This window comes from Mesorhizobium sp. B2-7-1, assembly GCF_006440735.1.
Lineage (GTDB): Bacteria > Pseudomonadota > Alphaproteobacteria > Rhizobiales > Rhizobiaceae > Mesorhizobium.
This window is the reverse complement of record NZ_VFUA01000093.1, coordinates 1-21,101: the sequence shown is the minus strand read 5'-3', so window position 1 is coordinate 21,101 and position 21,101 is coordinate 1. Positions and strand designations below refer to the sequence as shown.

Genomic DNA, 21,101 nt, shown 5'->3' with positions numbered 1-21,101 from the left:
GGCGATGTCGGCTTGGCTCAGGCGTTTCCATGGGTCTCGAAGAGCACGCTGGACAGCGCGTCCTTGGCCGATGTACCCGACCAGACGACGAACTGGAAGGCCTGGAAATAGCACTCGCAGGCCTCTAGCGCCGACGACAGAAGCACCTCGACCTGCTGGCTCGAAGGCTCGACCCCGCCGGCAAGCAGCAGCGACTGCCTGAACATGATAGCGCCTTCCTGTTCCCACAGATCGAAATGCCCGAACAGCATTTGCTCGTTGATCAGCGAAAGCAGCCGCATCACTTCCAGCGCGCGCGTTTCCGGCACCTTGATGTCGAAAGCGCAGGCCAGATGCAGGGCCTCGAAATCCTCCATCCAGGAAAAGGAGACATGGTAGTCGGTCCAGCTGCCGGCCACCGAAATCGAAATCTCGTCGTCGCCGGCGCGCTCGAAGGACCAGTCGTTGTTGTGGGCCACCTGCTCGATGACATCCACCGGGTGGATTTCGCGAGAGAATTCGAGTTCGAGGAGTTCCATGAATGCTTCCTGTGTTCAGGGGAGCGCCACACGCTCCGCGGGGCACACACGACGAACAATCTTGTCTAGAACTCGGACGGTCAGGACTTTCCAACGCAAAGACCCCAACCGGACCCCACCGCCCGGCGCATGACCCTGCTTCGAATCATGCAACAAATTCAGTCTATTGATCGGGAGTCGCGTGAACAGCCCAATTTTTCGCACTGCGTCATCCGCATGTGGAAAGGTGGCTGTCACAAAGATTCATGCAATGCCGGTAAGCGATTCACGGCAAAGCGATTTTTCGGATCGCGCTATGTGGAAAAGTTTAACGATTATTTTTTTGCGCGGGGCTTCGTAGCACCCGCAGGTGCGGCCTGTCCGGTCAGTTCGGCGAGCCTGGCCTCGAGCGCCTCGACGCGTGTCGCCAACTGGATGTTGTCTTCCCTCGCCTTGACCGCCATCTCGCGCACCGCCTCGAATTCTTCGCGCTGCACGATATCCATGGAGTTCAGCATGCGCTCGGCCTGGGCCCGGAACGCCGTCTCCACTTCGCGCCGCACGCCCTGCGCGGCACCCGCGGCATCGGTCATGATCTTTGCGAATTCGTCGAGAATGCGGTTCGGTCCGGTCGCCATGGCAGATCCTCGCTTGCTTGATTTGACGTAGTGGGGCGCGACGCGGAATGCAAGAACGTTGAGGTTTGATGCCTCCTCTGCGTTGCTATGGCGCATGGCGGCGCCATGCCGCAACACAGCTATCACATCGCCCAGACCTGTACTTGAAGACGCCAGATCGCCTATTGTGCCGTGTATTGTTCCAGCACTCAGTCAGGATCGACCAATGGCAACGCCCCCGCGCCGACCGACAAACCCGATGGCCGCCGCGGAAGCCGCCTTCAAGCCGGTCAAAAAACCAGCTGTCCCAATTCGCGAGGCGGCAGCGGCGCCAAACGTCAGAGAGCTTGTTTCGATAAGGATCGATCGCGCAGTGCTGGACTATTTCCAGGAAGATGGTCCCGGCTGGCAGGACAGGATCAACGACGCGCTGAAGCAAATTGTCGCCGGCAAACCTCAGGTCTGAAACCGCCCGCCGTAGCGTTCAGAACATCAATCGCCTTGCCTTGACCGCGCCAAAACCCTGCCGCATGGTCCGCGCCCAATCGTGACCGTCACCGGGGACCCCGTTTTGAGCGAATATTTCCTGCTGCCGCTGGCCTCCCTGCCCTTCCCCAACATCGACCCGGTCATCGTCCAAATCGGGCCGCTCGCGGTGCATTGGTACGGCGTCGGCTACATCGTCGGCATTCTCTTTGCCTGGTGGTACGCCAAGCGCCTCGTCACCAGCCCGCGCCTTTGGCCCGACGGCAAGCTGCCGATGAAGCCGGAAGACCTCGACGACTTCATCGTATGGGCGGCGATCGGCGTCGTGCTCGGCGGACGCACCGGCTACGTGCTGTTTTATGACCTGCCGCGCTACATCGCGCATCCGCTCGACATCTTCGCCGTCTGGCAGGGCGGCATGTCGTTCCATGGTGGCCTGCTCGGCGTCATCCTCGCCATGACACTGTTTTCGCTCAAGCGCCGCATCTACACCTGGACGCTGTTCGATGTGGTGTCGGCCGGCGTCCCGGTCGGGCTCGGCCTTGTTCGTGTCGCCAACTTCATCAATTCCGAGCTCTGGGGCCGGCCGTCGGACGTGCCCTGGGCCATCGAATTTCCCAATGGCGGCCCGTTCACCCGCCATCCCAGCCAGCTCTACGAGGCGTTGCTCGAAGGCCTGGTGCTGTTTCTGGTGCTGCGTTTCCTCACCCATTCGCGGCTCAAGCTGAAGACGCCGCGCTTCGTCGGCGGCGCCTTCATCTGCGGCTACGGCTTGTCGCGCATCTTCGTCGAATTCTTCCGCGAGCCTGACCAGCAGCTCGGCTATCTGCTCGGCACCAACTGGCTGACCATGGGCATGATCCTGTCCACCCCGATGGTGCTCGCCGGCATCTGGGCCATGGTGACGGCGAAGCCGGCGCCACAGCCGCAGGCGGCATGACCCGGCTGAAGGAGCGCGTCATAGACCTGATCGGCGCGACGGGGCCGATCCCGGTCAGCGAATATATGGCGCTTTGCCTGTTCGATCCCGACGCGGGCTATTACACCACGCGCGAGCCCTTCGGCGCCGCCGGCGACTTCACCACCGCGCCCGAGATCAGCCAGATGTTCGGCGAGCTTGTCGCCGTCTGGCTCTACCAGGCCTGGCAGAGCGCCGGCCGGCCGTTGCCTGCGACCTTCGCCGAGATCGGTCCCGGTCGCGGCACGCTGATGAAGGACATGCTGCGGACGTGGTCGCGGCTCGACCCGGAGCTCGTGGCCGGCGCTTCCTTTGCCATGATCGAGACCAGTCCGCGCCTGGCTGACATCCAGAAGCAGACGCTTGCAGGTCAGCACGCGCCGCTTGCCTGGCACCAGGCCATCGACACGCTGCCACGGCAGCCGCTCTTCATCGTCGGCAACGAATTGTTCGACGCCGTGCCGATCCGGCAGTTCGTCCATGTCGGCGCGGGCTGGCGCGAGCGTGTTGTCGGCCTCGATGGCGCCGATGAACTGCATTTCTTCGCCGGCGCGGGGTCCGTCGATCCGGCACTGCTGCCCGCCGCCGCGGCCGATGCGCCGCAAGGCGCCATCGCCGAGGTGGCGCCCGCCCGGTCGGCGTTGATGGCGGCGATCGCCGCGCGCATAGCCGGCCAGGGCGGCGTCGGCCTCTTCATCGACTACGGCCATCTGCAGCCGGGCATCGGCGACACTTTCCAGGCGCTGCGCCGGCACCAGCGCGAAGACGTTTTGGCCAATCCGGGAGAAGCCGACCTCACCGCCCATGTCGATTTCGCCCCCCTTGCCGACATGGCGCGCGCGCACGGTCTCGATGCGCAATTGTCGACCCAAGGCGAATTCCTGCTTGGAATGGGCCTGCTCGAGCGCGCCGGCACGCTCGGCGCCGATGCCGATCCCGAGACACGTCAAGCCATTTCGGACGCGGTCGAACGCCTGGCCGGCCCCGACGCAATGGGCGAGCTGTTCAAGGTCATGAAGGTCCTGCCGGTGGCGAAAGCCGCCTGAGATCGGCGAGCGGCCTCGCCGGCTGGTCCGCTTCGTTCTCCGAACTTCGCCTTGACGAACCCGCCTCGCACGGACGACAACCCCAACCATGCTGAATCAGACCAGACCCGATCCAGTACGCTCGCCGCTGCTTGAAAAGGCGCAAGGCATGCGCCACGGCTACTTCACCCGCATCGGCGGCGTCTCCGACGGCATCTATCGGGGGCTCAACATCGGCACGGGCTCCAGCGACGATCAGACACTGGTCGCCGAGAACCGGCGGCGCGTTGCCGACTGGATGGGCGTGCCGGGGGATCATCTGCTGACCGCGCATCAGATCCACTCGCCGGATGTCATTGTGGCCAGGGAACCCTTCGCGGGGCCTCGCCCGAAGGCCGACGCCATCGTCACCGACCGTCCGGGCATCGCCATCGGCGCCTCGACCGCCGATTGCGGGCCGGTGTTGTTCGCCGATGCCGAGGCGCGCATCATCGGCGCCGCCCATGCGGGCTGGAAGGGCGCCTTCACCGGCGTGCTCGAAAACACCATTATTGCCATGGAAGGTCTCGGCGCCCGCCGCGAGCGCATCGTCGCCGTGCTTGGCCCCTCGATCGGCCCCGACAATTACGAGGTCGGGCCGGAATTCGTCGCCCGCTTCGTCGAGGCCGACGCCGGCAACCATCGCTATTTCAGACCGTCGAAGGCGGCCGGCCACTCGATGTTCGATCTCAACCAATATACGGTCGACCGGCTGGGCAAGGCCGGCGTGACCGCCGAGGGCCTTGGTCGCTGCACTTACGCGGAAGAAGACCTCTTCTATTCCTACCGGCGCACCACACACCGCAAGGAAGCGGATTACGGGCGCCAGGTTTCAGCAATCGTTCTGGAGAAAGAGTAATGGCGCTGCATTTCGAACGTTCGGAATTCGACGCGCGGCGCGACCGGCTGCTGATCGAGATGGCCGACAAGAAGCTCGACGCCGTGCTTTTGTTCGCGCAGGAGAGCATGTACTGGCTGACTGGTTACGACACGTTCGGCTTCTGCTTCTTCCAATGCCTGGTGGTGAAGGCCGACGGCTCGATGGTGCTGCTCACCCGTTCGGCCGATCTGAGACAGGCGCGCCATACCTCGACCATCGAAAACATCGTGCTGTGGACCGATCGCCAGGGCGCCAATCCGGCAATCGACCTGCGCAACCTGCTCAACGACCTCGACTTGCTCGGCGCCCGCATCGGCGTCGAATACGATACCCATGGCCTGACCGCCTACAACGGCCGCCGCGTGGACGAACAGCTGCAGACCTTCGGCCAGATCGCCGATGCTTCCGGCATCGTCGGCCGGCTGCGCCTGTTCAAGAGCCCGGCCGAGATCGCCAAGGCCGAAAGGGCCGCCAATCTTTCCGACGACGCGCTGGACGCCGCCTTGCCCTTGATCAAGCAGGGCGGCGACGAGGGGCTCATCCTCGCCGCCATGCAGGGCGCGGTGTTTGCCGGCGGCGGCGACTATCCCGCCAACGAGTACATCATCGGCTCCGGTGCCGATGCCTTGCTCTGCCGCTACAAGGCCGGCCGCCGCAAGCTCACCAAGAACGACCAGCTGACGCTCGAATGGGCCGGCGTCTTCCACCACTATCATGCCCCCATGATGCGCACCGTTTTGACCGGCAAGGTGTCGAAACGTCACCAGGAATTGTTCGACGCCTCCCGTGCCGCTCTGCTCGCGGTCGAAAAGGCGATGATGCCAGGCAACACGTTCGGCGATGTCTTCGACGCGCATGCCCGCACGCTCGAAGCGCACAATCTGACCAAGCACCGGCTGAATGCCTGCGGCTATTCGGTCGGCGCCCGCTTCACGCCGTCCTGGATGGACATGCCGATGTTCTACCAGGGCAATACCGAACCGATCGCGCCCAATATGACGCTGTTCGCGCATATGATCATCATGGACTCCGAGACCGAGACCGCGATGACGCTTGGCCGCACCTACCTCACCACGGAATCGGCGCCGAAGCCGCTGTCGCGCCATGATCTCGACTTGATCGTGCAGTGAATCCATAATGGTTGGTCCACGCGGGGGCGTTCGCCAGTAGGGAGTTTTCAAGCAGATGAGACGATCGCAGGTGACGACCGTGTCATTGCTTGCGGCGCTGGCGCTTGGCGCCTGCACCAACGCCAAGGACGTCCTGGAACCTTCGGCGATCACCCCGCCGGCGAGCTCGGCCCAATCTTCGGCCACCCCGCAGGGCACATCGACAACGGCCACCTCTCCGACCACGACCGCGCCTGCTCCTTCGCCCGCGCCCTCCACCACGGCGTCGCCCGCGACGCGCGCAACGCCAGCGCAAACCGCAGCCCTCGCAAAGACGCGGCTGCAGGTGGCGCCGATCGTCGGCGCATCGGTGGACGCGGCAGCGCCCTTGACGGCGGAGCTGCAGACCCGTGCCCGGCAACGCGGCCTGACGCTTGTCGGCAGCACCGACCAGACGGCGACGCATGTGCTGAAAGGCTATTTTTCGACGATGTCCGAGGGCAAGGACACGACCGTCATCTATGTCTGGGACATTTACGACCCCTCTGGCAATCGCCTGCACCGCATCAATGGCCAGCAGAAGGCGCCTGCGGCCGGCAGCGGCGAAGGCTGGCCCACCGTGGCGCCCGCGACCATGCAGGCCATTGCCGACCAGACGATCGACCAGTTCGCCGCCTGGCTCGGCAGCGGCGGCGCCGGTTGACCGGACCGGCCCGAGTGTTGCCAGCCAAACTGTTGCCAGCCAAACTGTTGCCGGCCGAACTGTTGCCGGCTTGCGATGTTTTCCGTGTTTGTTGCGGTGACCGGAAGGATTCCCCACAACGAGGCTTGCAATACCGGCACGGCCCGCTAAAAGCCCGCATAAAAGGCTCATGAGAGTCTCTCCGGCCTCTCCATCCTTCACCAGGAACGGTGCATGAAGCTTTTCGCGGGCAATTCCAACCGGGTGCTGGCCGAAGCGGTCGCTCGCTATCTCAACGTCCCGCTAGGGAAGGCCAGCGTCAGACGCTTCGCCGACCAGGAAATCTTCGTCGAGATCCAGGAAAACGTGCGCGGCGAGGATGTCTTCATCCTGCAGTCGACCTCTTATCCGACCAACGACCATCTGATGGAACTGCTCATCATGATGGACGCCTTCATGCGCTCCTCGGCGCGGCGCATCACGGCGGTCATCCCCTATTTCGGCTATGCAAGGCAGGATCGCCGCGCGTCGGGCCGCACGCCGATCTCGGCCAAGCTGGTCGCCAACATGATCACCCGCGCCGGCGCCAACCGCGTGCTGACGCTCGATCTGCATGCCGGCCAGATCCAGGGCTTCTTCGACATTCCGACCGACAATCTGTTCTCGGTGCCGGTGATGGCCCGCGACGTGAAGGCCAAGTACAAGCAGCTCGGCAATGTCGTCGTCGTGTCGCCCGACATCGGCGGCGTGGTGCGGGCGCGCGCGCTTGCCAAGCGTTTCGACGCGCAGCTGGCCATCGTCGACAAGCGCCGCGAGCGTCCCGGCGAATCGGAAGTCATGAACATCATCGGCGCGGTCGCCGGCAAGGATTGCCTGCTGATCGACGACATCGTCGATTCCGGCGGCACGCTTTGCAACGCGGCCGATGCGCTGCTTGCCAATGGCGCGACCTCCGTCACCGCCTACATCACCCATGGCGTGCTCTCGGGCGGCGCCGTCGCCCGTATCGCCGGCTCGAAGCTGCAGGAATTGGTGATCACCGATTCCATCCAGCCGACGCAGGGCGTGCTCGATGCCCCGAACATCCGCGTCATTTCGATCGCCGACCTGATGGGCGAGGCGATCTCGCGCACGGCGACGGAAGAATCGGTCTCGAGCCTGTTCGATTGATCAGAAACTGATTGCCGCGGGCGCATAACGCAGCAGCATTACGCCTTGCGTAAACTTTTGCGTGCCGAGTGGCCTCAGCGCCAGCGACAGGCCGGACCGGAAATAAGGCTTGCCACCACCCAGCACGACCGGATGCATGTAAAGCCGGTACTCGTCGATCAGGCCTGCCAGCGCTAGATGCCCGGCAAGATCGGCGCCGGAGACAGAAATCTCGCCGTCCGTATCCGCCTTGAGAGCCCTCGCCACCGCCTCCACGTCACCCTTCGCCAGACGGGCGTTCGGCCCAACTTCTCGAAGCGTGGTCGAAAACACGACCTTCGGCGTATCTCGCCAGGCGTAGGCGAAATCCCGCTCGACGTCTTCGGCGGCGATCTCGCGCTCCGGACGGTCCCAGAAACGCATGGTTTCATACATCCTGCGCCCGCAAAGCGCGATCGACGTCCGCCGCATCTCGTCGTTGAAATGCCGATGCAATTCCTCCTCAGGAACCGGCAGGTCGATCTCTCCGCTCGGCCCGGCGATGTAGCCGTCCAGCGATGTCAGCATGGCATAGACGATCGTCGCCATGAGGGGCCTCCGATTTTGCTTTTCCGAGAAAAGAGCATAACCGATTGCATTTTGCAATCAGTATTAGCCATGAAGCCTTAAGCCGGCTGCCGACGCATCAACTCGCTGGCGCTGCTTCACGCGGCGATCGGACCGCCCGTGCGGCGCAGGCTCGCGCCGGCATCGCGCGCGCCGCGCATGTAACCGCGCGGCGAGGCGCCGAGCATGCGCTTGAACATGGTGATGAACGCCGGCACGCTGTCATAGCCGAGATCGAGCGCCACCCGGGTGATCGGCTCGCCGTCGGCGAGCCTGGGCAGCGCCGCGAACAGGCAGGCCTGCTGGCGCCATGTCGACAGCGACAATCCCGTCTGGCGATGGAAGGCGCGGGTGAAGGAGCGCCGGCTCATACCCGCGGCATCCGCCCATTCGTCGATCGTCGCATGCGGTGAAGGGGCCGCCACGAAGCGCCGGCAGAGCGCCGCCAGCTTTGGATCGGACGGAAAAGGCAGCCCGAGCGGCCGTTCCGGCAGGTTCAGGATCTCGTGCAGCAGAAGCCCCATGACGAGCGCCGCGCGCCCTTCGAACTCGCCGCCTTGCGGCAGCTTCTCCGATTCCACGATCAGGCTGTGCATCAATTCCGTGATGCCGACAACCCGCAGGCCTTCCGGCAGGCCGGCGATGGCGCCCGGCATCACATAGACCGAACGCATCGAGACGTCGCCAAGCATTTCGACGGCGTGCTCGGTGCCGGCCGGTATCCACATCGCATGGTCGGGCGGCACCATCCAGCGCCCGTGCCTGGTCGTCACCAGCACCACGCCGACCAGCGCATGCAGCAGCTGGCTGCGGCTATGGCGGTGCTGCGGCACGTGATAGCCGTCCGGATATTCGGTCGGCAGCGCCACCGCCGGCCCGACCGCCTGTTCCAGCCATTGCCAGCGGCTTTCGTGCAGCCGGCCGAGCTCGGCGGCGTCGCCCCTGAAGATTTCCCGGCTATTCGGCATCGGATGTGGCCCACTTGCGAAACTATTGGACCAAACCACGAAAGAAGTCGCTTGGCAACGGGCCTATAAGGCCGCCTGCGGTTCGCCGCCAAAGACTACGGAGCATTGCCTTGACTGATACGACCGTCACCTCCGTCGCCGCACCGGCGCCGGCAAGCAACATCTCGGCGCAAGCGACGGCCTTCACCGTCATTCTTGCGGTGAGCTTCTGCCATTGTGTCAACGACATCATGCAGTCGCTGCTTTCGGCGATCTATCCGCTGCTCAAGGACAATTACGGTCTCGATTTCTGGCAGATCGGCCTTCTGACCTTCACCTTCCAGGTGACGGCTTCGCTGCTGCAGCCGGTCATCGGCATGATCACCGACAAGAGGCCGATGCCCTACTCCTTGCCTTGGGGCATGGCCTCGTCGCTGGTCGGCCTGGTGGTGCTCGCCCATGCCGGCCATTACTGGCTGCTTTTGATCGGCGCCTCGCTGATCGGCATCGGCTCGGCCATCTTCCATCCGGAATCCTCGCGCATCGCCCGCTTCGCCTCCGGCGGCCGCTTCGGCCTTGCGCAGTCGCTGTTCCAGGTCGGCGGCAATTTCGGCCAGGCCATGGGCCCGCTGCTCGCCGCCTTCATCGTCGTGCCGTTCGGCCAGACCAGCATTTCCTGGTTCGCCGTCGGCTCACTGATCGGCATCGTCGTGCTGTGGCAGGTCGGCGGCTGGTACAGCCGACTGCGCGCCTCGATGGCCACCCGCAAGCAAATTGCCCATGTCTCGCCCTTCGCGCATAAGAAGGTCATGTGGGCGCTGGCCGTGCTGACGCTGCTGGTGCTGACCAAGAACGCCTATATCGCCTCGCTCTCCAGCTACTACACCTTCTACGCCATGCATAAATTCGGCGTTTCGGTGCAGATGAGCCAAGTGATGCTGTTCCTGTTCCTCGGCGCCTCGGCGCTGGGCATCCTGCTCGGCGGACCGTTCGGCGACCGCTACGGACAGAAGGCGATGATCTGGTTCTCGATCGTCGGCGTGCTGCCTTTCACGCTGGCGCTGCCCTACGCCAATCTGGAATGGACGATGGTGCTCACCGTGCTGATCGGCCTGATCCTGTCATCGGCCTTCTCCAACATCGTCGTCTTCGCGCAGGAACTGGTTCCAGGCCGCGTCGGCATGATCGCCGGCATCTTCTTCGGCTTCGCCTTCGGCATGGGTGGCATCGCCGCCGCGGTGCTCGGCATCGTCGCCGACATGAAGGGCATCGACTTCGTCTACCAGATCTGCTCGTACCTGCCCTTCCTCGGCCTGCTGACGGTCTTCCTGCCCAACATGAAGGAAGCGCGGCAGGCCTGATTGCCGGCGAGATCGGCGGCTAACCCGCCGTTCAACCAACGATCGTCGTCGGTTCAGGACCTTGAAGGTCCTGCATCCGGCGGCATCGCGTGGCGCAATGCTTGCATCGCCCGAGACGCCGGTTCTTTCCCCAGCGCCCCCCCGGCACACAAGATCAGCTTTTTCTCAACAAGCCCATGCGTCGCAACAGGCCGGGCAAAAGGCCGCCGGGACCATCGACAGCCATCGCTTGGCGCTGCCGCCTCGGCAGCGCCGCGAACTGCTCGGGAAGCTTTTGGAGCGTCGCGGCCCAAAGCAGCGAATCGAGTTGTGCGACGCCTGCCGACCCCAACTCCTTCGGTTCGCTTCTGAGCGCCTGCACGAGCAAATCCCGAAAATCCTCCGGCTTGTCCGCCAGCCGGACATTCTGCCAATGCCTGAAGTGCTCGTAGCCGCGAAACGCGAAGGATGTCGCCACCACCGGCTTGCGGCTGTACAGCGCTTCCGCCGTCTTGATGTTGGTGCCGCCGCCTTCGACGATCGGAAGCATCACGACATCGGCAAGCTCGATCAGCGCGCTGAGGGTCGCGCCGTCCTGCACGCCGAGCAGCTCGATCCGGGCATTGTCGGCGCCGCGGTAGCGCAGGAATCCGGGATCGTTCCGGATCTGGTCGGCAACGCCGCCGACCACGACGATCCGCTCCGAGGCTGAGAGGAAACCGAGGTCCGGACCCGTCATCTGGAGAAAACCGCGGACGTTGGGCGGATGGCCCGACCCGACGAACAGCGCCATGCGCAGGCCGGCGAACCGCGACGCCCAATGATCGAGGCCGACGGGCACTTCGCGCGGCCAGATGCCGTTGGCGGCGACCGCCACGCTTGGATTGAGCTTGCGAAAATAGGCTGCATCCTGCTCGCTGACGGCGACCACCAGATCCGCCTTCATGGCAAGGTCGGCTTCGATATCCGCCGCAAGTCGAGCGCTCCAGAGATCCGTTTCCGCGCCGGGTATCGCGGCCTCTTGCGCCAGCAATTGCTGTTCGACGTTGTGCGAACTGTACACGATTGAAAAACGTGCCTCGGGCGAGCACATTTCGACATACTCACGCAGAGCCGGCCAAAGCCAGCACTGCTCCAGGGCGATGACATCCGGCCTGAAGTCGTCGAGAAATCTTGCGATCTCGCGGCGGTGGGACTTGCTGCGCGCGATGAATTCGGCGGTGGCGACATCGGAACGCCATTTGCGCCTGGCCATCTTCTTGCGAAAGCTGCGCGGCAGCTCGATGAAAAGATCGCCGGCCTCCATTTCCCGCCTGGCGCCGCGGTGGGGAGTAACGACGACGTGGTGTGTTTCCCACCCGCAATCCCGCAGGACCCTGTGGATGGCATTTGCCCGCAACTGACCACCGTGGATCGGGCGCCGGATCGGATACGTTCCAAGCGAAACGTACCTCATAGGATCGACTTGATGGCCCAGCCACCGGCGCGCGGTGGCCGTCTCGACGTTGCATTCATCTCTCGCCCCCTATTCGGCTGGGACGCTACCATTCGACGCCGAGTCTGGACATGATGTCTGTGGATAGATGCCAGGGCGCGCTTTGCGAGACGATTGAAGCATGCTCCCCATGATTTTATTAGCGCGCGTCTGAGGGGAAAGAAGCGTTGACGCCGGAAAGCGGTCGAGACCCTTCCAAATTGCGAATCCTGACGCTGCTGGCGCGCCATGGCACCGCCAGGTATCCAACCGCGCTCCAGGATTTGAGGGCGATGTTCGCCGCGCAAATGCCAGACGTGTCACACCATATGCTGGTGATCGACAATACCTTGCCGGAAGGCCACCGCGCCGACCTTGATCGCGAGGTCGAATTGATCGGGGGTTCAAACTCCAGTTGGGAATTCTCCGCGTGGGACAGCGGCATTGCCTATCTGGGCAAACGGGTGAATGACCATGATCTGGTCCATCTCGCCACGTCGGCATTCGCCGAATACACGCCGGACCATCTCAAGCTGATCGACCAGAATGTCGTGCGGCATCTGCCGGGTCTGAATGCGGTGCTAGGTCATGTCGATTTCTACAATGAGCCGGTGTCGGTGTTTGGAATTTCCTGGCAGGCATGGCTCCGCAGCTCGTTCATCCTGATGCGGCCCAGGCATTTGCAAGCGCTTGGATCGATGGTCAGCGTGACCGGCGGCACGCCGATTTTCAGCGGAGATCCGCTTGCGCCGTTTCGGAAAGACGCACCAATCTCGCGCTCGTATAGACAGTTTTTGGTTGGATGGCTTACCGGAGCCGGGACCGGGCAAGGACCTGGATGGCATTCCCGGTTCGATCTGACGCTTGAAACGCTGCCTTTTTTCGAGAGCAAGGCAAGGGCGATCCTCAACGAGCAGATGCTGACGAACCGATTGCTCGCAATCGGCAGCGCGATTGTCGATGTCACCTGGCTGGCACGGAAGGCCAAGGCTGCAAACAGCATATCCTTGGGCGACATCCCCGATTGGCGGGCCCAGATCCGACCAAGGGTGGAACGCAAACTCGCGGGCCTCCTCGGCAAACCCGGGCGGGGAGGACAGTCATAGCAGAGGGCAGCAGGCACGATTTCGCGCTTCACCCTCCTTGCAGCACCCGCCCTTGGGCGGGTGCTCTCGCGTTTCGGCAGGCGGGCTCAGGCCTTGAAGAAGGTCAGCAGGTCGGCGTTGATGATATCCGCATGGGTCGTTGCCATGCCGTGCGGAAAGCCCTTGTAGACCTTCAGCTCGCCCTTCTTGAGCAGCTTGATCGAGATGAGCGCGGAGTCCGCGATCGGCACGATCTGGTCGTCGTCGCCATGCATGACCAGCACCGGCACGTCGATTGTCTTCAGGTCCTCGGTGAAGTCGGTTTCCGAGAAGGCTTTGATGCAGTCGTAATGCGCCTTGGCCCCGCCCATCATGCCCTGGCGCCACCAATTGTCGATGACGCCTTCGGAAACCTGGGCGCCGGGACGGTTGAAGCCGTAGAACGGGCCGGCCGGCACGTCGTGGAAGAACTGGGCGCGATTGGCCGCCAGCGCAGCGCGGAAACCGTCGAACACCTCGATCGGCAGGCCGCCGGGATTGGCCGGCGTCTTCAGCATGATCGGCGGCACCGCACCGATCAGCACGGCCTTGGCGACACGACCGCCGCCGCCATGTTGGGCGACATAGCGCGCGACCTCGCCGCCACCGGTCGAATGACCGACATGGATGGCGTCCTTGAGGCCGAGATGCGCGGTAAGCTCGGCCACGTCGGCGGCATAGGTGTCCATCTCGTTGCCGGTGTCGGTCTGGCTGGAACGGCCATGGCCGCGCCGGTCATGGGCTATGACGCGGTAACCCTTCGACAGGAAGAACAGCATCTGGGCGTCCCAGTCGTCGCTGCTCAGCGGCCAGCCATGGTGGAAGACGACCGGCTGGCCCGTTCCCCAATCCTTGTAGAAGATCTGCGTTCCGTCCTTGGTGGTGATCGTGCCGCTGCCCGAACCTGACTTGGTCTGCCCTGACGTGGTCTGCAAGCTCATCTCAATCTCCTTTTGTTGATATCGCAATAAACAATATCGCGATAAATAATTTCGTAGCGGAGATCGAAACCCTTGTCCACAAAAATATGTATCGCGATATCATTTTCCGTGGTACATAATGGATGCTCAGTCGGCAAAAGGAATGCGCCGTGCCTCTCCCGTTGGACAATCAGCTCTGCTTCACGCTCTACGCCACCTCGATGGCGATCAACCGCACCTACAAGCCGATGCTCGACGAGATGGGCATCACCTATCCGCAATATCTGGTGCTCAACGCACTGGGAGAGACGGACGGCATGTCGGTGGGCAGCATCGCGCATCGGCTCGCCCTGGAATCGAGCACCATCACGCCGCTGGTGAAGCGAATGGAGCAGGCCGGCCTTGTCACCCGCCAGCGCAGCCAGACCGACGAGCGCCAGGTACAGGTCGACCTCACCCCCGGTGGACGAGCCTTGCTCGTCCAATGCAATTGCCTGAACGAGACGCTGATCGAGCGCTCAGGCATGAAACTGGCTGAACTCGATGCCTTGAACCGACAGATCCAGGCGTTGCGCGATGCGCTGAACGGCGGCCTGGTGGTCGACGCCGTCTAAGGCCAGCTCGGCTTCCGCGCGGAATTGCGCAAAGCCGATGCCTGTCACGCCTCGGCCTTGACCGGCGGCAGTGGCGGCGCTTCCAGCCCCTGGAACGGATCGCGCCAGGCGTCGATCGCCTCCAGCCGGCCATACCAGCGCCAGATCGCCGGGTAGTCGACGAGCGGCAATCCGGCGACGTCGTTGAAGGGCAGGAACGTCGCCATGCGGAAGTCGGCATAGGAGATCGCATTGCCGACCAGCCAATCCCGTGCGGAAAGCTCGGGCTCGAGGACCGCCGCGGCTCTATGGAACTGCCTCAGCCCCTCCTCGACCAGAGCCCGATCGATGGGACCGAGCCCATAGCGCTGCTTGGTGCCGCGCTCGAAATGCACCATGTCGCAAGCGAAGGCGAACCGTTCCTTGGCCCAGCTGATCCAGCGGATCATGTCCGGCTCGTCCTGCCCGACACGCCAGAAATCCGAATTCGCCTCGCGTGAGAGCCGGCAGGCGATGGCGTCGGCCTCCCACAGGCTCCATGCCGGGCCGACCAGGATCGGCAAGGTCAGGTTGGGGTTGAGCGCGCGGTAGCGCTCGGCCTGCCCCGGCGCCATCGGCGAGGCGAACTCGAACGCGATCTTGGCGTTGAGATGGCGTGCCGTCGCGACCGCGAGGCGAGGATTGGGATTGCGGCTGAACAGGAGTTTCATGTTGATCCCCGTGGGGTTTGGTTGCATGCCGCAGGACGACTGAGAATCGCTGGTTCCTACATTTGCCGCAAATGGGATTTCCGCTTATGCTTTCGGGGCCGGAAACCACCCCGCAAGCCTTCCCGCCCGACCGCTTGCGCCCTCGCCCGCCTTCCGCTATAGAGCCGCCACCCGCGTAGACACCCTTGGAGGCAACGCGGAGGAAGGCCGGCCAGGCCTCGCATGATCCCCAAGAGCATTTGGACAGCCAAAGGCGTTTGGACCGACTGCGCAGGGCCGCGACGGCTTTCGACGTCTATGGGCGGATTTGCCGGCCGTGGGCGCTCCACAACACGCGAAAGGAAATGCCATGAGCCACGATGCTTATGAGCTGAAAGCCGAAGCGCGCGAACAGGTCGGTAAGGGGTCCGCCCGTGCAGTTCGCCGCGATGGTAAAGTGCCTGCAGTCATTTACGGCGACAAGCAGCCTCCCCTGGCTATTGCGCTGAACTACAAGGACCTCTTCTACAAGATCCACGGCGGCGGGTTTCTCACCACGATCGCCACGATCGATGTCGACGGCAAGAAGATCCAGGTCCTGCCGAAGGATTTCCAGCTCGACCCGGTCAAGGATTTTCCTGTCCATGTCGACTTCCTGCGCATCGGCAAGGACACCCAGGTCAATGTCGACGTGCCTGTCCACTTCATCAATGAGGACAAGTCGCCCGGCATCAAGCGCGGCGGCGTGCTCAACATCGTTCGCCACGAAGTCGAGTTCCACTGCCCGGCCAACGCGATCCCGGAATTCATCACCGTCGATCTCACCGGCACCGACATCGGCGATTCGATCCACATCTCGGCGGTCAAGCTGCCGGCCGGCGTCAAGCCGGTCATCTCCGATCGCGACTTCACCATCGCCACCGTTGCCGGCTCGTCGGCGATGAAGCCGGAGACGGAAGCCACCACCGAGCCGGCGGCAGCCGAAACGGCGGCCCCGGCGGCCGAAGAGAAGTAAGCTTTTAAGCGTCCGGAGGCGGCGATGCTTGTCTTTGCAGGCCTCGGCAATCCGGGCGCGAAATACGAGAACAACCGGCACAATGTCGGCTTCATGGCGGCGGACGCGATTGCCCGCCGCCATTCTTTTTCGCCCTGGTCGAGAAAATTCCAGGGCCTGATCTGCGAAGGCACGCTCGGCGGCGAAAAAGTGCTGCTGATCAAGCCGCAGACCTTCATGAACCTCTCCGGGCAGTCGGTCGGCGAAGCGCTGCGCTTCTACAAGCTCGAGCCGGCGGCGCTCACCGTCTTCTACGACGAGATCGACCTTGCCGCCGGCAAGCTCCGGGTCAAGGTCGGCGGCGGTTCCGGCGGCCACAACGGCATCCGTTCGCTCGATCAGCATGTCGGCAACGCCTATCGCCGGGTGCGCATCGGCGTCGGCCATCCCGGCGTCAAGGAGATGGTGCACGGCCATGTGCTTGGCGATTTCGCCAAGGCCGATCGCGAATGGCTCGATGTCCTGCTCGCGGCAATCGCCGACGACGCTGGTCTGCTGGCGAAGGGCGACGACAGCTCGTTCATGAACCGCGTCACGCTCGCCTTGCGCGACAAGCTCGTGCCGACCGGCGATGACGACCGCCCGCCGCCCAAGCCGCCGAAGCAGCAAAGCCATGTCCGCCAGGCGCGCCCGCAGCAGCCGGCGGCAAAACTTCCCGAGAGCGGCCCGATGGCCGCCATGCTGAAGAAGCTGTTCGGAAAAGACTAAAAAGCACGGCGCCGCGCACGGGACCGCCCAATGGAAGATTGCGTCTGGCGGCGCCGGCATCGCGCCCGGGCCACAAGTGAGATCGATATGGCTGACAGCGTTTCGGATCTGGCGCGACGTGCCAGGGAACTCGGCCTCGCCGGGGACTTCGCCGCGGGTCACGCGCTGATCGACCAGACTGAACGTCTGGCCGGCGACGATCCGAGAGCTCTCGCGATCTGCGCTCTCGAACGCGGCCGCCTCTACAATTCCGCCGGCGAACGCGAGAAGGCGCGGCCGCTGTTTGGCGAAGCCTGGCGACTGGCGCGGCAAGCCGGAGCCCATGCGTTGGCCGCGGATGCCGCGCATATGCTGGCGATCGTTGGAACACTTGACGACGCCGTCGAATGGACCGCGACGGCCCTCGCCTATATCGGCGAGCATCCAGAGGCCGAAAACTGGCGCGGAGCGCTGCTCAACAATCTCGGCTGGTCCTATTTCGATGCCGGCCGGTTCGCAGACGCATTGGCGCCGTTCGAGCAGGCGGTCGAACTGCGCCGCTCGGCCGGCGAGAAACGCGAGCTGCGCATTGCGCGCTATGCCGTGATCAGGACGCTGCGCGCGCTGGGTCGCATCGAGGAAGCCCGGCGGCTTGCCGAAGAAACCGCCGCCACGGCAGCCGCCGACGGCGCGCAGGCGCCTTATGTGCTGGAGGAGCTGGCCGAATGCCGCGCCCTTCTCGGCGACATGGATGGTGCCCGCGACAGCGCCAGGCAGGCGCTGGCGGTGCTGGAGCATGACCAGGCCTTCGTGCGCGGCGAACCGGAGCGTCTCGCCAGACTGCGTCAACTTGCGCGATGAGCCAGCGATAGCCAGATTAGCGGCCATGAGGCGGCCCGGCCGATCGGGGCTTGACGTTCGTCACCCCTATCGCCCATAGCCCACAGCAAAATCGAATTCCGACAGGACTGGACGAACATGGGTTTCAAATGTGGCATCGTTGGCTTGCCCAACGTCGGCAAGTCGACGCTGTTCAACGCGCTGACCAGGACGGCGGCAGCGCAGGCCGCCAACTATCCTTTCTGCACCATCGAGCCGAACACCGGCGAGGTGGCGGTGCCGGATCCGCGCCTGCAGAAGATCGCGGCGATCGGCAAATCGAAGGAGATCATTCCGACCCGCATCTCCTTCGTCGACATCGCCGGCCTGGTTCGCGGCGCCTCCAAGGGCGAAGGGCTGGGCAACCAGTTCCTCGCCAACATCCGCGAGGTCGACGCCATCGTGCATGTTCTGCGCTGCTTCGAGGATGACGACATCACCCATGTCGAAGGCCGCATCGACCCTGTCGCCGACGCCGAGACGGTCGAGACCGAGCTGATGCTCGCCGACCTCGAAAGCCTCGAGCGCCGCATCGCCCAGATCCGCAAGCGCGCCGCCGGCAAGGACAAGGAAGCCATGGCCGTCCTGCCGATGATGGAGGCCGCGCTTGAATTGCTGCAGGCCGGCAAGCCGACGCGCTTCCTGCTCAATGGCATCGCGGCGGAAGATCTGCGCATCCTCCAGGGGCTGAACCTGCTGACATCGCATCCCGTGCTCTATGTCTGCAACGTCGCCGAGGCGGACGCCGCCACCGGCAACGAGCACACGCAGGCGGTGGAGACAATGGCTGCGGCGCAGGGGGCCGGCACGGTGGTGATCTCGGCGGCGATCGAGGCGGAAGTCGCCCAGCTTTCCGACGAGGAGGAGATGGAGTTCCTCGCCTCGATCGGCCTCGACGAACCGGGCCTCAACAAGGTGATCCGCGCCGGCTACGAGCTGCTGCATCTGATCACCTACTTTACCGTCGGGCCGAAGGAGACGCGCGCCTGGACGATCCACAAGGGCGATAAGGCGCCGCAGGCGGCCGGCGTCATCCACACCGATTTCGAACGCGGCTTCATCCGCGCCCAGACGATCGCCTACAACGACTTCGTCACGCTGGGCGGCGAAGTGGCGGCCAAGGAAGCCGGCAAGGCGCGCGACGAAGGCAAGGAATATGTCGTCCAGGACGGCGACATCATGCTGTTCAAGTTCAACACCTGATCCTCCAGGAGACCCGGCGATGATAAAAACCTTCGTCGTGGACAATGATCGCCTGCGCCTCACCGACGATCTCACGGCGGACGGCGACAGGATCGTCTGGGCCGATCTCTTCAACCCGACCAAGGAGGAAGAGGCGCGCATCGAGAGCTGGCTGGGCATTGCCATCCCGACCCGCGAGGAGATGGAGGAGATCGAGATTTCGAGCCGCCTCTATATCGAGGACGGCGGCTACTTCATGACCGCCGTGCTGCCGGCGCAGACCGAGGCCGACGATCCGCTGATGTCGCCGGTGACCTTCGCGCTTGCCGGCAACCGGCTGATCACCATCCGCTACCACGAACCCAAGGCCTTCAAGACCTTCCCGCTGCGCGCCGAAAAGGTGGCGACCGGCTGCACCAGCGGCGACACCATACTGATCGGCTTGCTGGAGGCGATCGTCGATCGCCTGGCCGACATCCTCGAGCGCGCCGGCCGCGAGGTGGAAGCGATCTCGCGCGACATTTTCGAGGCGCGCTCGACCAAGGCCTCGAAGCGCAACCGCGATTTCCAGGAACTCCTGAAAGGCATCGGCCGCAAGGAGGACATCGCTTCATCGGTCCGCGACAGCCTGATCTCGCTGCAGCGCCTTGCCGGCTTTCTCGCCCATGTCGCGGCCCAGACCAAGATGAGCAAGGACGTGCGCGCCCGCATCAAGACGCTGTCGCGCGATGTGCTCTCGCTCGCCGACCACGCCACCTTCCTGTCGCAGAAGATCTCCTTCCTGCTCGATGCCACGCTGGGCATGATCTCGATCGAGCAGAACGCCATCATCAAGATCTTCTCGGTCGCCGCCGTCATCTTCCTGCCGCCGACGCTTGTCGCCTCGATCTACGGCATGAATTTCGACATCATCCCCGAGCTCAAATGGGAGTTCGGCTACCCCTTCGCCATCGGCCTGATGGTGGTCTCGGCGATCCTGCCCTTCTGGTATTTCCGCCGCCGCGGCTGGCTCTGACGGCATTGGCCGGCAACGGCTGGCTTACCAGAAATCGCTTGACCAAATTGCCTTCGACCTTCATCCGGGAATGCCCGACTTGGGGATCACGCGTTCGTCAACCGGATAGTCAGCATGACCGGAAAGACCTGGGCCTATGAGGATTTCGTCGAAGGCGCCTCGCTCGACATCGGCAGCAAGGACGTAAGCGCTGCCGAAATCATCGAATTCGCCAGCGAATTCGATGCCCAGCCGATGCATCTCGACGAGGAAGCCGGCAAGGCAAGCATCCTTGGCGGGCTTTCGGCCTCCGGCTGGCACACCTGCGCGATGTTCATGCGCATGCTGTGCGACGCCTTCCTGCTCGACTCGACCTCTCAAGGCTCGCCCGGCATCGAGCATGTGAAATGGAAGAAACCGGTTCTGGCCGGCGATCGGCTGACGGGCACGGTCACCATACTGTCCAAGCGCCAGTCCAAATCGAGGCCGCAACTCGGCTTGATCACCATGCGCAGCGAGCTCGTCAACCAACACGGCGAAAGCGTCTTCGAGTTGGAGAACACCGGTATGTTCCTCGCGCGTGATGCCGCACGAGGCCTATCATGACCCTCGACGAATTCTTCCTGATCGGCCAGACTGTCACGCTCGGCTCGCACAAATTCGAGGCGGACGAGATCAAGGCGTTCGCCAGGAAATACGATCCGCAGGTCTTTCACGTCGACGAGGAGGCGGCGAAGAAGAGCGTGCTCGGCGGGCTCTGCGCCTCGGGCTGGCACACCGCCGCCACCTGGATGAAATACAACCTCGAAAAGCGCATGGAGACCGAGGGCGTGCGCTGGACCGGCCCTGGCCCGCAGCCCGAATTCGGCCCCTCGCCCGGCTTCCGCAACCTCAAATGGCTGAAGCCGGTCTATGCCGGCGAGACGGTGACCTTCACGCGCACCGCGCAAGCGCACCGCCCGCTTGCCGGGCGTCCGGGCTGGAACCTGCTCACGCTGCGCTGCGAGGCCTCCGATTCGACCGGCGACAAGGTGATTGAGTTCGATAGCGCCGTGCTGGTGAAGGTGGAGTAGCGCCACCTCTCCTTCTCCCCTAAAGCACGTCGCCTTTTAAAAGATTCGGGATTCCCTGACTGACGGTTTGATGATTCATTGCGGTGGAAGGGAGAAC

24 protein-coding genes are annotated in these 21,101 nt (G+C 63.7%); 17 read left to right on the top strand and 7 right to left on the bottom strand.

Annotated features, from left to right (window positions below; all coding sequences use genetic code 11):
• Nucleotides 1-17: 17 nt before the first annotated feature.
• Complete coding sequence (locus tag FJ471_RS26520) at nt 18-518, bottom strand: YbjN domain-containing protein (RefSeq protein WP_040989643.1); 501 nt, start codon at nt 516-518, stop codon at nt 18-20.
• A 314-nt stretch (nt 519-832) separates the two neighbouring features.
• Complete coding sequence (locus FJ471_RS26515; RefSeq protein WP_140807682.1) at nt 833-1,135, bottom strand: accessory factor UbiK family protein; 303 nt, start codon at nt 1,133-1,135, stop codon at nt 833-835.
• A 205-nt stretch (nt 1,136-1,340) separates the two neighbouring features.
• Here FJ471_RS26515 and FJ471_RS26510 point away from each other — a divergent pair, with 205 nt between their 5' ends.
• From FJ471_RS26510 to FJ471_RS26480, 7 genes are all read left to right on the top strand, one after another.
• On the top strand, nt 1,341-1,580 hold the full coding sequence (locus FJ471_RS26510) for a BrnA antitoxin family protein (RefSeq protein WP_140807681.1): 240 nt from the start codon (nt 1,341-1,343) through the stop codon (nt 1,578-1,580).
• Between the two features lie 105 nt (nt 1,581-1,685).
• Nucleotides 1,686-2,540, top strand: coding sequence for a prolipoprotein diacylglyceryl transferase (gene lgt, locus FJ471_RS26505; protein ID WP_140807680.1), 855 nt, complete (start codon nt 1,686-1,688; stop codon nt 2,538-2,540).
• Nucleotides 2,537-3,604, top strand: a complete 1,068-nt coding sequence (locus FJ471_RS26500; RefSeq protein ID WP_140807679.1) for a class I SAM-dependent methyltransferase — start codon at nt 2,537-2,539, stop codon at nt 3,602-3,604. Before lgt ends, FJ471_RS26500 begins: the two co-directional genes overlap by 4 nt.
• 88 nt (nt 3,605-3,692) lie before the next feature.
• Nucleotides 3,693-4,481: a peptidoglycan editing factor PgeF gene (gene pgeF, locus FJ471_RS26495; protein WP_140807678.1), complete on the top strand. Its 789-nt coding sequence runs from the start codon at nt 3,693-3,695 to the stop codon at nt 4,479-4,481.
• The gene (locus FJ471_RS26490) at nt 4,481-5,632 is read left to right on the top strand and encodes a Xaa-Pro peptidase family protein (RefSeq protein WP_140807677.1); all 1,152 of its coding nucleotides are present in this window, start codon (nt 4,481-4,483) and stop codon (nt 5,630-5,632) included. Before pgeF ends, FJ471_RS26490 begins: the two co-directional genes overlap by 1 nt.
• A 55-nt stretch (nt 5,633-5,687) precedes the next feature.
• Nucleotides 5,688-6,314 (top strand): hypothetical protein, encoded by a 627-nt coding sequence (locus FJ471_RS26485; RefSeq protein WP_140807676.1) that lies wholly within the window; start codon nt 5,688-5,690, stop codon nt 6,312-6,314.
• 213 nt (nt 6,315-6,527) lie between these two features.
• On the top strand, nt 6,528-7,463 hold the full coding sequence (locus tag FJ471_RS26480; RefSeq protein ID WP_140807675.1) for a ribose-phosphate pyrophosphokinase: 936 nt from the start codon (nt 6,528-6,530) through the stop codon (nt 7,461-7,463).
• On the opposite strand, the gene FJ471_RS26475 is transcribed toward FJ471_RS26480, so the two are convergent.
• Nucleotides 7,464-8,030: a dihydrofolate reductase family protein gene (locus FJ471_RS26475; protein ID WP_140807674.1), complete on the bottom strand. Its 567-nt coding sequence runs from the start codon at nt 8,028-8,030 to the stop codon at nt 7,464-7,466. It abuts the gene before it with no gap.
• A gap of 116 nt (nt 8,031-8,146) precedes the next feature.
• Nucleotides 8,147-9,016 (bottom strand): helix-turn-helix transcriptional regulator, encoded by an 870-nt coding sequence (locus FJ471_RS26470; protein WP_140807673.1) that lies wholly within the window; start codon nt 9,014-9,016, stop codon nt 8,147-8,149.
• A gap of 110 nt (nt 9,017-9,126) precedes the next feature.
• Here FJ471_RS26470 and FJ471_RS26465 point away from each other — a divergent pair, with 110 nt between their 5' ends.
• Nucleotides 9,127-10,356, top strand: a complete 1,230-nt coding sequence (locus tag FJ471_RS26465) for an MFS transporter (protein WP_181179748.1) — start codon at nt 9,127-9,129, stop codon at nt 10,354-10,356.
• Between the two features lie 154 nt (nt 10,357-10,510).
• On the opposite strand, the gene FJ471_RS26460 is transcribed toward FJ471_RS26465, so the two are convergent.
• A complete protein-coding gene (locus FJ471_RS26460) occupies nt 10,511-11,791 on the bottom strand; it encodes a glycosyltransferase (RefSeq protein WP_140807672.1) in 1,281 nt (426 codons plus the stop codon).
• 206 nt (nt 11,792-11,997) lie between these two features.
• Here FJ471_RS26460 and FJ471_RS26455 point away from each other — a divergent pair, with 206 nt between their 5' ends.
• Nucleotides 11,998-12,915, top strand: coding sequence for a hypothetical protein (locus FJ471_RS26455; RefSeq protein WP_246684841.1), 918 nt, complete (start codon nt 11,998-12,000; stop codon nt 12,913-12,915).
• Nucleotides 12,916-13,001: 86 nt separating this feature from the next.
• Here the strand turns inward: FJ471_RS26455 and FJ471_RS26450 are convergent, their stop codons facing one another.
• Nucleotides 13,002-13,874 carry an alpha/beta hydrolase gene (locus FJ471_RS26450; RefSeq protein WP_140807671.1) on the bottom strand — a complete coding sequence of 291 codons (873 nt, stop codon included), beginning with the start codon at nt 13,872-13,874 and terminating at the stop codon, nt 13,002-13,004.
• Nucleotides 13,875-14,023: 149 nt separating this feature from the next.
• On the opposite strand from FJ471_RS26450, the gene FJ471_RS26445 reads away from it, so the two are divergent.
• On the top strand, nt 14,024-14,467 hold the full coding sequence (locus tag FJ471_RS26445; RefSeq protein WP_140807670.1) for a MarR family transcriptional regulator: 444 nt from the start codon (nt 14,024-14,026) through the stop codon (nt 14,465-14,467).
• Nucleotides 14,468-14,511: 44 nt separating this feature from the next.
• On the opposite strand, the gene FJ471_RS26440 is transcribed toward FJ471_RS26445, so the two are convergent.
• Nucleotides 14,512-15,156, bottom strand: a complete 645-nt coding sequence (locus tag FJ471_RS26440) for a glutathione S-transferase family protein (RefSeq protein ID WP_140807669.1) — start codon at nt 15,154-15,156, stop codon at nt 14,512-14,514.
• A gap of 349 nt (nt 15,157-15,505) precedes the next feature.
• Here FJ471_RS26440 and FJ471_RS26435 point away from each other — a divergent pair, with 349 nt between their 5' ends.
• From FJ471_RS26435 to FJ471_RS26405, 7 genes are all read left to right on the top strand, one after another.
• Complete coding sequence (locus tag FJ471_RS26435) at nt 15,506-16,150, top strand: 50S ribosomal protein L25/general stress protein Ctc (RefSeq protein WP_140807668.1); 645 nt, start codon at nt 15,506-15,508, stop codon at nt 16,148-16,150.
• 24 nt (nt 16,151-16,174) lie between these two features.
• On the top strand, nt 16,175-16,897 hold the full coding sequence (gene pth, locus FJ471_RS26430) for an aminoacyl-tRNA hydrolase (RefSeq protein WP_140807667.1): 723 nt from the start codon (nt 16,175-16,177) through the stop codon (nt 16,895-16,897).
• A gap of 87 nt (nt 16,898-16,984) precedes the next feature.
• Nucleotides 16,985-17,737 carry a tetratricopeptide repeat protein gene (locus tag FJ471_RS26425; RefSeq protein WP_181179744.1) on the top strand — a complete coding sequence of 251 codons (753 nt, stop codon included), beginning with the start codon at nt 16,985-16,987 and terminating at the stop codon, nt 17,735-17,737.
• A gap of 117 nt (nt 17,738-17,854) precedes the next feature.
• Nucleotides 17,855-18,958 (top strand): redox-regulated ATPase YchF, encoded by a 1,104-nt coding sequence (ychF, locus tag FJ471_RS26420; RefSeq protein WP_140807665.1) that lies wholly within the window; start codon nt 17,855-17,857, stop codon nt 18,956-18,958.
• A 19-nt stretch (nt 18,959-18,977) separates the two neighbouring features.
• Nucleotides 18,978-19,952: a magnesium/cobalt transporter CorA gene (gene corA, locus FJ471_RS26415; protein WP_140807664.1), complete on the top strand. Its 975-nt coding sequence runs from the start codon at nt 18,978-18,980 to the stop codon at nt 19,950-19,952.
• 114 nt (nt 19,953-20,066) lie between these two features.
• Nucleotides 20,067-20,537, top strand: a complete 471-nt coding sequence (locus tag FJ471_RS26410) for a MaoC family dehydratase (RefSeq protein ID WP_140807663.1) — start codon at nt 20,067-20,069, stop codon at nt 20,535-20,537.
• A complete protein-coding gene (locus FJ471_RS26405; protein WP_140807662.1) occupies nt 20,534-21,004 on the top strand; it encodes a MaoC family dehydratase in 471 nt (156 codons plus the stop codon). The genes FJ471_RS26410 and FJ471_RS26405 overlap by 4 nt, the downstream gene beginning before the upstream one ends.
• Nucleotides 21,005-21,101: the final 97 nt, after the last annotated feature.

Bases quoted from the DNA above. Each gene is read 5' to 3' on its own strand.
- FJ471_RS26520 (WP_040989643.1), bottom strand. From the start codon at position 518: ATGGAACTCCTCGAACTCGAATTCTCTCGCGAAATCCACCCGGTGGAT.
- FJ471_RS26515 (WP_140807682.1), bottom strand. From the start codon at position 1,135: ATGGCGACCGGACCGAACCGCATTCTCGACGAATTCGCAAAGATCATG.
- FJ471_RS26510 (WP_140807681.1), top strand. From the start codon at position 1,341: ATGGCAACGCCCCCGCGCCGACCGACAAACCCGATGGCCGCCGCGGAA.
- FJ471_RS26500 (WP_140807679.1), top strand. From the start codon at position 2,537: ATGACCCGGCTGAAGGAGCGCGTCATAGACCTGATCGGCGCGACGGGG.
- pgeF (WP_140807678.1), top strand. From the start codon at position 3,693: ATGCTGAATCAGACCAGACCCGATCCAGTACGCTCGCCGCTGCTTGAA.
- FJ471_RS26490 (WP_140807677.1), top strand. From the start codon at position 4,481: ATGGCGCTGCATTTCGAACGTTCGGAATTCGACGCGCGGCGCGACCGG.
- FJ471_RS26485 (WP_140807676.1), top strand. From the start codon at position 5,688: ATGAGACGATCGCAGGTGACGACCGTGTCATTGCTTGCGGCGCTGGCG.
- FJ471_RS26480 (WP_140807675.1), top strand. From the start codon at position 6,528: ATGAAGCTTTTCGCGGGCAATTCCAACCGGGTGCTGGCCGAAGCGGTC.
- FJ471_RS26475 (WP_140807674.1), bottom strand. From the start codon at position 8,030: ATGGCGACGATCGTCTATGCCATGCTGACATCGCTGGACGGCTACATC.
- FJ471_RS26470 (WP_140807673.1), bottom strand. From the start codon at position 9,016: ATGCCGAATAGCCGGGAAATCTTCAGGGGCGACGCCGCCGAGCTCGGC.
- FJ471_RS26460 (WP_140807672.1), bottom strand. From the start codon at position 11,791: ATGAGGTACGTTTCGCTTGGAACGTATCCGATCCGGCGCCCGATCCAC.
- FJ471_RS26450 (WP_140807671.1), bottom strand. From the start codon at position 13,874: ATGAGCTTGCAGACCACGTCAGGGCAGACCAAGTCAGGTTCGGGCAGC.
- FJ471_RS26440 (WP_140807669.1), bottom strand. From the start codon at position 15,156: ATGAAACTCCTGTTCAGCCGCAATCCCAATCCTCGCCTCGCGGTCGCG.
- FJ471_RS26435 (WP_140807668.1), top strand. From the start codon at position 15,506: ATGAGCCACGATGCTTATGAGCTGAAAGCCGAAGCGCGCGAACAGGTC.
- pth (WP_140807667.1), top strand. From the start codon at position 16,175: ATGCTTGTCTTTGCAGGCCTCGGCAATCCGGGCGCGAAATACGAGAAC.
- FJ471_RS26425 (WP_181179744.1), top strand. From the start codon at position 16,985: ATGGCTGACAGCGTTTCGGATCTGGCGCGACGTGCCAGGGAACTCGGC.
- ychF (WP_140807665.1), top strand. From the start codon at position 17,855: ATGGGTTTCAAATGTGGCATCGTTGGCTTGCCCAACGTCGGCAAGTCG.
- corA (WP_140807664.1), top strand. From the start codon at position 18,978: ATGATAAAAACCTTCGTCGTGGACAATGATCGCCTGCGCCTCACCGAC.
- FJ471_RS26410 (WP_140807663.1), top strand. From the start codon at position 20,067: ATGACCGGAAAGACCTGGGCCTATGAGGATTTCGTCGAAGGCGCCTCG.
- FJ471_RS26405 (WP_140807662.1), top strand. From the start codon at position 20,534: ATGACCCTCGACGAATTCTTCCTGATCGGCCAGACTGTCACGCTCGGC.